This is a genomic window from Ferrovibrio sp. (genome assembly GCF_017994015.1).
In the GTDB taxonomy this organism is placed as follows: Bacteria; Pseudomonadota; Alphaproteobacteria; order Ferrovibrionales; family Ferrovibrionaceae; genus Ferrovibrio.
Map to the genome: position 1 here is coordinate 1 of NZ_JAGOLP010000100.1, position 6,632 is coordinate 6,632.

At 64.6% G+C, this 6,632-nt stretch carries 8 protein-coding genes and 1 pseudogene; 5 read left to right on the top strand and 4 right to left on the bottom strand.

Annotated features, from left to right (window positions below; all coding sequences use genetic code 11):
* A pseudogene (locus KBB36_RS20400) lies at nt 1-198 on the top strand (NmrA family transcriptional regulator); the annotation flags it as partial.
* Between the two features lie 64 nt (nt 199-262).
* Nucleotides 263-619, top strand: coding sequence for an ArsC family reductase (locus KBB36_RS20405; RefSeq protein ID WP_290985569.1), 357 nt, complete (start codon nt 263-265; stop codon nt 617-619).
* Nucleotides 620-625: 6 nt separating this feature from the next.
* Here the strand turns inward: KBB36_RS20405 and KBB36_RS20410 are convergent, their stop codons facing one another.
* On the bottom strand, nt 626-1,198 hold the full coding sequence (locus tag KBB36_RS20410; RefSeq protein ID WP_290985572.1) for a TetR/AcrR family transcriptional regulator: 573 nt from the start codon (nt 1,196-1,198) through the stop codon (nt 626-628).
* 96 nt (nt 1,199-1,294) lie between these two features.
* Between KBB36_RS20410 and KBB36_RS20415 the strand changes: the two genes are divergently transcribed.
* From KBB36_RS20415 to KBB36_RS20425, 3 genes are read left to right on the top strand one after another with little or no spacing between them, the layout of a single operon-like run.
* Nucleotides 1,295-2,353 carry an aldo/keto reductase gene (locus tag KBB36_RS20415; protein ID WP_290985576.1) on the top strand — a complete coding sequence of 353 codons (1,059 nt, stop codon included), beginning with the start codon at nt 1,295-1,297 and terminating at the stop codon, nt 2,351-2,353.
* Between the two features lie 11 nt (nt 2,354-2,364).
* Complete coding sequence (locus KBB36_RS20420; RefSeq protein ID WP_290985578.1) at nt 2,365-3,516, top strand: thiolase family protein; 1,152 nt, start codon at nt 2,365-2,367, stop codon at nt 3,514-3,516.
* A gap of 23 nt (nt 3,517-3,539) precedes the next feature.
* Nucleotides 3,540-4,820: an MFS transporter gene (locus tag KBB36_RS20425; protein ID WP_290985581.1), complete on the top strand. Its 1,281-nt coding sequence runs from the start codon at nt 3,540-3,542 to the stop codon at nt 4,818-4,820.
* Between the two features lie 6 nt (nt 4,821-4,826).
* Here KBB36_RS20425 and KBB36_RS20430 read toward each other — a convergent pair whose 3' ends face one another.
* Genes KBB36_RS20430 through KBB36_RS20440 form a run of 3 tightly spaced genes read right to left on the bottom strand, consistent with a single transcriptional unit; the run spans nt 4,827 to nt 6,519 of the window.
* Nucleotides 4,827-4,973, bottom strand: coding sequence for a DUF5668 domain-containing protein (locus tag KBB36_RS20430; protein WP_290985584.1), 147 nt, complete (start codon nt 4,971-4,973; stop codon nt 4,827-4,829).
* 35 nt (nt 4,974-5,008) lie between these two features.
* Complete coding sequence (locus KBB36_RS20435) at nt 5,009-5,344, bottom strand: DUF1491 family protein (RefSeq protein WP_290985587.1); 336 nt, start codon at nt 5,342-5,344, stop codon at nt 5,009-5,011.
* On the bottom strand, nt 5,341-6,519 hold the full coding sequence (locus KBB36_RS20440; protein ID WP_290985590.1) for a YbfB/YjiJ family MFS transporter: 1,179 nt from the start codon (nt 6,517-6,519) through the stop codon (nt 5,341-5,343). Before KBB36_RS20440 ends, KBB36_RS20435 begins: the two co-directional genes overlap by 4 nt.
* Between the last annotated feature and the right edge of the window lie 113 nt (nt 6,520-6,632).

Genomic DNA, 6,632 nt, shown 5'->3' on the forward strand with positions numbered 1-6,632 from the left:
GAGCTGGGCGGGCCGGAGCGGCGCCCGATGGTTGATCTGGTGCAGCAATATCTCACTGCCCAGGGCGATCCGTGCCCGGTGGTCAGCGATCCGGCAGCTCGTTATTTCGGCATTGCGCTGAATGATGCTTCATTGGTGCCGCAGGCGGGCGCGAGGCTAGGGCCGACCCGCTTTGCCGATTGGCTGCGTAGCCACTGACGCGCTATGCGTTGACGCCCGCTCCAGCTTGGCTTTTATAAGGTCAGGTTCAAGGAGCGGGCGGATGAGCATCACTATCTACGGCATCAAGAATTGCGACACCATGAAAAAGGCCTTCACCTGGCTGGATGGTCATGGCGTGGCCTATGCCTTCCACGATTACAAGGCCAAGGGCATTGATCGCGCCAGCCTGGAGGCATGGTGCCGGGCCTTGGGCTGGGACAAGGTGCTGAATCGTGCCGGCACCACTTTCCGCAAGTTGCCTGAGGCGGAGCGGGAAGGGCTGGATCAGGCCAGGGCCATCACGCTGATGCTGGCCCAGCCCAGCATGATCAAGCGGCCGATGCTCGATCTGGGCGATGGCAAGTATCTGCCTGGCTTCAAGCCGGAGCTTTATGCCGGGGCCGGGCTGGGCAAATAGCGGCTGTTATTGCCGGGTCGTGATTGCCTCGGCGACGGTTGCCAGAATTTCGCGCGAGAGTTCCTCATCTTCGGCGATGCGTGACAACACCAGCGCCCCCACCATGGCGCTATAGGCATGGATGCCATGTTTGCGCCGGGCGGTGGCGGTTTTGCCGCCGATCTGGTCGCCGAGCATATCGAAAAAGCCGCGCAAAGTATCTGTGAGCCGGCGGCGCAGGCTTTTCGGCTGGCGGCCAAGTTCGGATGCGAGGGCAGCAAAGCCGCAGCCGGCGCCGGGGCCATCGCGATGCGCCGGGCGCAGATAGGCCTGCACCACAGCGCCGAGCGGATCTTCCGGATGGCGCGCCGCGCGCTCATGCCAGCGCTGCAATGATTGCTCCAGCGTCGTTGCCACAGCCTCGGCCATCAATTCTTCTTTGGACCCGAACTGGCCGTAGAAACCGCCATGGGTCAGCCCGGCCTCGCGCATCAGGTCGGCAATGCCGATGCCGTCAAAGCCGCGCTCGCGGAATAGCCGCGCCGCTGTCGCCACCACGCGCTGCCGGTTTTCCGCCGCCTGCTCCCTGCTCACTCGCATGATCGTTGCTCCCTTCAGAAACCTGCTTGACATTATAAATGACATACATCATTTATTTCAATACATGATAATCATCATATAAAAGGAGCAACTCCGATGCGTTACAGGCTGTTCGGCCGCCATACCGGCCTGCGGGTTTCCGAACTGGCACTTGGCACCGGTAATTTCGGCACCGGCTGGGGCCATGGCGCCGAGCGTGACGAGGCCAGGGCGGTATTTGATGGCTATGCCGAAGCTGGCGGCAATTTCATCGACACGGCTGATACCTATCAGGTTGGGCAGTCGGAAAGCCTGCTTGGCGATTTTCTCGCCGCCGACCGCGACTATTTTGTGCTAGCCACCAAATACACCCTCGGTGCCGGCCCGAAGACCGATCTGGCGCGCACCGGCAACAGCCGCAAAACCATGATCCGCGCCGTGGAAGACAGCCTGAAGCGGCTGCGCACTGATCGTATCGATCTGCTATGGACCCATATGGCCGATGGCATGACGCCGATGGAGGAAATTCTGCGCGGCTTTGACGATCTGGCCCGCGCCGGCAAGATCCTGCATGCCGGTCTCTCGAATTTCCCGGCCTGGCGCATTGCGCGCGGCGCGACTTTGGCCGAATTACGCAACACATTGCCGATTGCCGGCATCCAGGTGGAATACAGTCTGGCCGAACGCAGCCCGGACCGCGAATTGCTGCCGATGGCGGAAGCGCTTGGCCTTGGCGCCGCCTTGTGGTCGCCGCTGGGCGGCGGCTTCCTCACCGGCAAGTATCGCGCCGGCAAGGACGATAGCCGCCTGACCAAGCTGGGCATGCTGGTGCATACCGAGAAATCGGCGCGCGAAACAGCGTTGCTTGATGCCGTGCTGGCGGTGGCTGGTGAACTGGGCGCCACCCCCACCCATGTCGCCATTGCCTGGTTGCGCCACAAGGCGGCGTTATCCAGCACCAGCCTGATCCCGATCCTGGGGCCGCGCACCCGCGCGCAGCTTGATGGCACATTGGGCGGCCTGACCCTGGCGCTGAGTGCCGAGCAGGCGGAGCGGCTGGATGCCGCCAGTGCAGTGCCGCTGGGTGTGCCGCATGTGCAGCTTGCCGAAACCCGACCAAGGCTGGCTGGTGGTGTGCTGGAGCAGATCGATCTGCCGCCGGTTCCGGTTGCCTGAAGGAGAGCGTCATGACCAAAGCCGTGATCGCGGGCTATGTCCGCACCCCGTTCCATTTCGCCAGGAAGGGCCGTCTGGCCGGCACGCGGCCGGACGACCTTGCCGCCATAACGCTCAAGGGCCTGGTGCAGCGGCTGGATATCGATCCGGTGCTGATCGAGGATGTGCTGATGGGCTGTGCCTATCCCGAAGCGGCACAGGGCAACAATATCGCCCGCATCGCAGCGCTTCTGGCCGGCCTGCCGCTTTCGGTCAGCGGCGGCACTATCAACCGTTTCTGCGGCTCGTCGATGACCGGCATTCACTATGCCGTGGGCCAGATCGCCATAGGGGCCGGCGATGCCTTTATCTGCGCCGGTGTTGAATCGATGACCATGGTGCCGCAGGGCGGTTTCAATTTCTCGGCCAATCCACGCTTCAAAAGCCAGGATCGGCCGGATGCCGAAATTGCCATCGAAGCCTATATCTCGATGGGCCGCACGGCGGAGAATGTGGCAGCGCGCTATGGCGTGTCGCGGCTTGAGCAAGAGCAGTTCGCTCTTATTTCACAGCAGAAGGCGGCGGCGGCATTCAATGCCGGCCGGCTGCGCGATGAAGTGCTGCCGGTGCAAACACCGGATGGCATGGTGGATGCCGATGGCTGTCTGCGGCCGCAAACCACGCTGGAAGGGCTGGCGGCCCTGAAGCCGGCTTTTGACGGTACTGTCACCGCCGGCACGGCCTCGCCGCTCACCGATGGCGCGGCGGCCACGCTGGTCTGTTCGGAAGCGTTTGCCAGGCAGCATAACCTGCCGGTTCTGGCGGCGATCCGCGCTGTGGCCACGGCGGGCTGCGAGCCTGAAGTGATGGGTATGGGGCCGGTGCCGGCGACGCAAAAGGCCCTGGCGCGCGCCGGTCTGGGCATAAACGATATCGATATCGTCGAGATCAACGAGGCGTTTTCCAGCCAGGCCATTGCCTGCCTGCGCGAATTGCAGATCGATCCGGCGCGGGTGAACCTGGATGGCGGCGCCCTGGCCATCGGGCATCCGCTCGGCGCCACCGGCGCCCGCATCACCGGCAAGGCGGCGCAGTTGCTGAAGCGCGAAGGCAAGCGCTTTGCGCTGGCCACGCAATGTATCGGTGGCGGCCAGGGTGTTGCCACCATTCTTGAAGCTGTGTGATTCAAGCTAGGAAAGTATCTTTCATGCCGGCACAAATCCTGGCGCCCTGGTTGCAGCGGCGCGGCATTCACTATGGCTGGATCGTTGCCGGCATCACCTTCTGCACCATGCTTGTGATGGCGGCAGCCCTCGGCCTGCCTGGTGCCATGCTGCTGACTTTGGGCCAGGAATTCGGCTGGACCACCGAGCAGATTGCCTCAAGCCTGGCCTTGCGCTTTGCGCTGTTCGGCCTGATCGGCCCGTTTGCCGCCTTGCTGATGGAACGCCTCGGTCTGCGCGCCGTGATCTGCGCCGGCCTGGTGTTTGTAGGCGGCGGCATGGCGCTGGCAACATTGGCCAGCGAGCTTTGGCATCTCTTTGTGCTGTGGGGCCTGGTGCTGGGGCTTGGCACCGGCATGACCGCTCTGGTGCTGGGCGCCGTGGTGGCGAACCGCTGGTTCACGCAGCGGCGCGGCCTGGTGATCGGGCTGCTGACTGCCAGCTCCGCCACCGGGCAGTTGGCCTTCCTGCCGCTGGCCGCCTGGATCATCGAACATTGGGGCTGGCGCGCCGCAGTGGTGCCGGTAGTGGCCGCCTGCGTGGCGATTTTTGTGCTGGCCTGGCTGCTGATGCGGGATCGGCCGAGTGATGTTGGCCTGCTGCCCTATGGCGAAACCTCGCCGGCTGCCGCTGCGCCACCCGCGCCACCCATGACCCTCGCCACGCCTTTGCTTGTGCTGTGGGATGGCTTGCGCCATCCGGTATTCTGGATTCTGGCGATCAGCTTTTTCATCTGCGGCCTCAGCACCAATGGCCTGGTGCAGACACATTTTATCGCATTGTGCAGTGATTTCGGCATGGCGGCGCTGCCGGCCGCCTCGGTGCTGGCGCTGATGGGAGCGTTTGATTTTGTCGGCACCGTGCTGTCAGGCTGGCTGTCCGACCGCTACGACAATCGCAAGCTGCTGTTCTGGTATTACGGCCTGCGCGGCCTGTCGCTGATGTGGCTGCCCTATTCGGATTTCACGCTCTATGGCCTGTCGTTGTTTGCGATGTTCTATGGCCTGGACTGGATCGCCACGGTGCCGCCCACGGTGAAGCTGACCGCCGCCACCTTCGGCGCGCAGCGGGTCGGCATGATGTTCGGCTGGATATTTGCCGCGCACCAGCTTGGCGCTGCCGTGGCCGCCTATGGCGCCGGCTTCATCCGCACTAACATGCAGAGCTATACGCCGGCCTTTTTCTCGGCCGGCGTGGCCTGCCTGCTGGCGGCGCTGATTGTGCTGGCAATCCGGCAGCGCAAAGCTGCCATAGCGGCGGCGTGAACCGGGTCAGCGGCCGCGCTGAAACAGCATGCCGATGCCCAGCACGATCAGGATCAGCGGCCACCATTGCCGCAGGAAGGCGAGCGACAGCATGTCGAAATTATTCGCCAGGAACAGCAGGCCGAGGCCGATCAGGATAAATGGTGCGACCACGCGGGCCTCCCGGTTTTTGTTGGGGTGTGAGTCTATCAACCGATGATCGGTGTATCCAGGGGGAAGCGGCCCTTGGCATCTTCCGCCTCCACGATCCACAGATCCGGGTCGCGGCTGATCGCCTTGGTAAGCTGCGCCTCGATGGCGGCATCTTCCGCCGGCCCGGTTTTCATCCACACGGCGCGGCCTTCGCCATCGCGCGCCTGGGCCAGCAGCAGGGCGGTGCTGCGGTCCAGGCTGATCTTCACCAGCACGTCGCCGGCATCGGCATCGCCGCGCCGCCGCAGATAGGCCGGGATCATCTGATGGTCGTAGAGCCGCAGGATGGCCTGCACCAGCAATTCCGCCTTGAGCCGCGCTTCCATGCTCATGCCTTTATCTGCTTGCCCCGGCTGAACAGCACCAGCACGGCGCCGCCGGCCAGGGCCAGGCCGCCGAGCAGGAATTGTAGTTCATATGAGCCGTTATGGGTGAACAGATAGGACAGGCCATAGCCGCCACCAGCCTGTGCCACGCCCACCGCCACGGTCATCCAGCCCCAGACCTGGCGATGGCCGGTCAGGCCGACCAGCTCGGCAACCCGGCCGGACAATACCGCCGAGATGCCGGGCGCCAGCGCGCCCACCACCAGCGACGAGACAATCAGCGCCGGCATGCTGGTGCTGAACAGCGGAAGCAGCACGCCGAAGGTCTTGACCACAAAAACCCCGAGCAGGGCGTAATGGAAACCCAACTTCTCGGCCACCAGGCCGGCCAGCAGCGGGCCGCAAAGCGCGCCGCAACCAAAGCAAACCCAGTAGAAGCCGCCTTCGGCCAGGCCGCGGCCCAGGCCACGGGCGATGTAATCAACCCAGAACACGGTATGCGGTACAAAGCCGAAGGAATCGAGGCCATAGGCGATCAGCAGCAGCAAAACCGGGCGGGTCAGCAGCTTGCCGCTGGCCGGCGCCGTATCTGCCTGTGCGGCGGCAGTGCTGGTGTTGCCGGGGGCCAGGCCCCAGCCGCGCCAGGTCAGCAGCCCCAGCGTGCCGGCCACCAGGGCCATGCCGAGCCAGACGGCGGAAACACTGTAGCTGGCCAGGCTGGGCACCAGGGTGCCGGAAGCGGCGACGCCGATGCCAACCCCGGTGAACACCACGCCGGCAGTGCGGGCGCGGCGATCCAGCGGCATGCGTGACAACACCAAGGGCAGCGCCACGATCATCAGCAGCGCGCCGCAGAAGCCGGCCAGGAAGCGCCAGGGTACAAACCACCAGAAGCCGAGCGGCAGGGCGCAGGCAACAAAACTCGCGGCTGCCGCCAGCATGCCGAAACGCACCACCTTGCCCGGGGCGAAGCGGCTGGCGAGGCGATAGGCCAGCATGCTGCCGGCGAGATAGCCGGCCAGATTGGTGGCGCCGAGATAGACCGCCTCGGGGGCATTGAGCCAGCCCTGGCCGATCAGCGCCGGGATCAGCGGGGTGTAGCCAAAGCGGGCCAGGCCGATGCCGATCAGCAGGGCTGCCGTACCCGGCAGGGCGGCGAGCATAAAACGCGAGAATGTCATGGGGTCAGCAACGGAGCGGGGCGGGGGGGGGGGGGGGGCTTGTCTTTGTGGTCCGTCCATCGCCCTCCCTGGCCTTCCCCCCCTCCCGGGCCCGTGTTTACTTTCTACCCAGC

What these genes read in the sequence shown, in the direction of transcription:
- KBB36_RS20425 (WP_290985581.1), top strand. Translation starts at nt 3,540, where the DNA reads ATGCCGGCACAAATCCTGGCGCCCTGGTTGCAGCGGCGCGGCATTCAC.
- KBB36_RS20415 (WP_290985576.1), top strand. Translation starts at nt 1,295, where the DNA reads ATGCGTTACAGGCTGTTCGGCCGCCATACCGGCCTGCGGGTTTCCGAA.
- KBB36_RS20405 (WP_290985569.1), top strand. Translation starts at nt 263, where the DNA reads ATGAGCATCACTATCTACGGCATCAAGAATTGCGACACCATGAAAAAG.
- KBB36_RS20420 (WP_290985578.1), top strand. Translation starts at nt 2,365, where the DNA reads ATGACCAAAGCCGTGATCGCGGGCTATGTCCGCACCCCGTTCCATTTC.
- KBB36_RS20410 (WP_290985572.1), bottom strand. Translation starts at nt 1,198, where the DNA reads ATGCGAGTGAGCAGGGAGCAGGCGGCGGAAAACCGGCAGCGCGTGGTG.
- KBB36_RS20435 (WP_290985587.1), bottom strand. Translation starts at nt 5,344, where the DNA reads ATGAGCATGGAAGCGCGGCTCAAGGCGGAATTGCTGGTGCAGGCCATC.
- KBB36_RS20440 (WP_290985590.1), bottom strand. Translation starts at nt 6,519, where the DNA reads ATGACATTCTCGCGTTTTATGCTCGCCGCCCTGCCGGGTACGGCAGCC.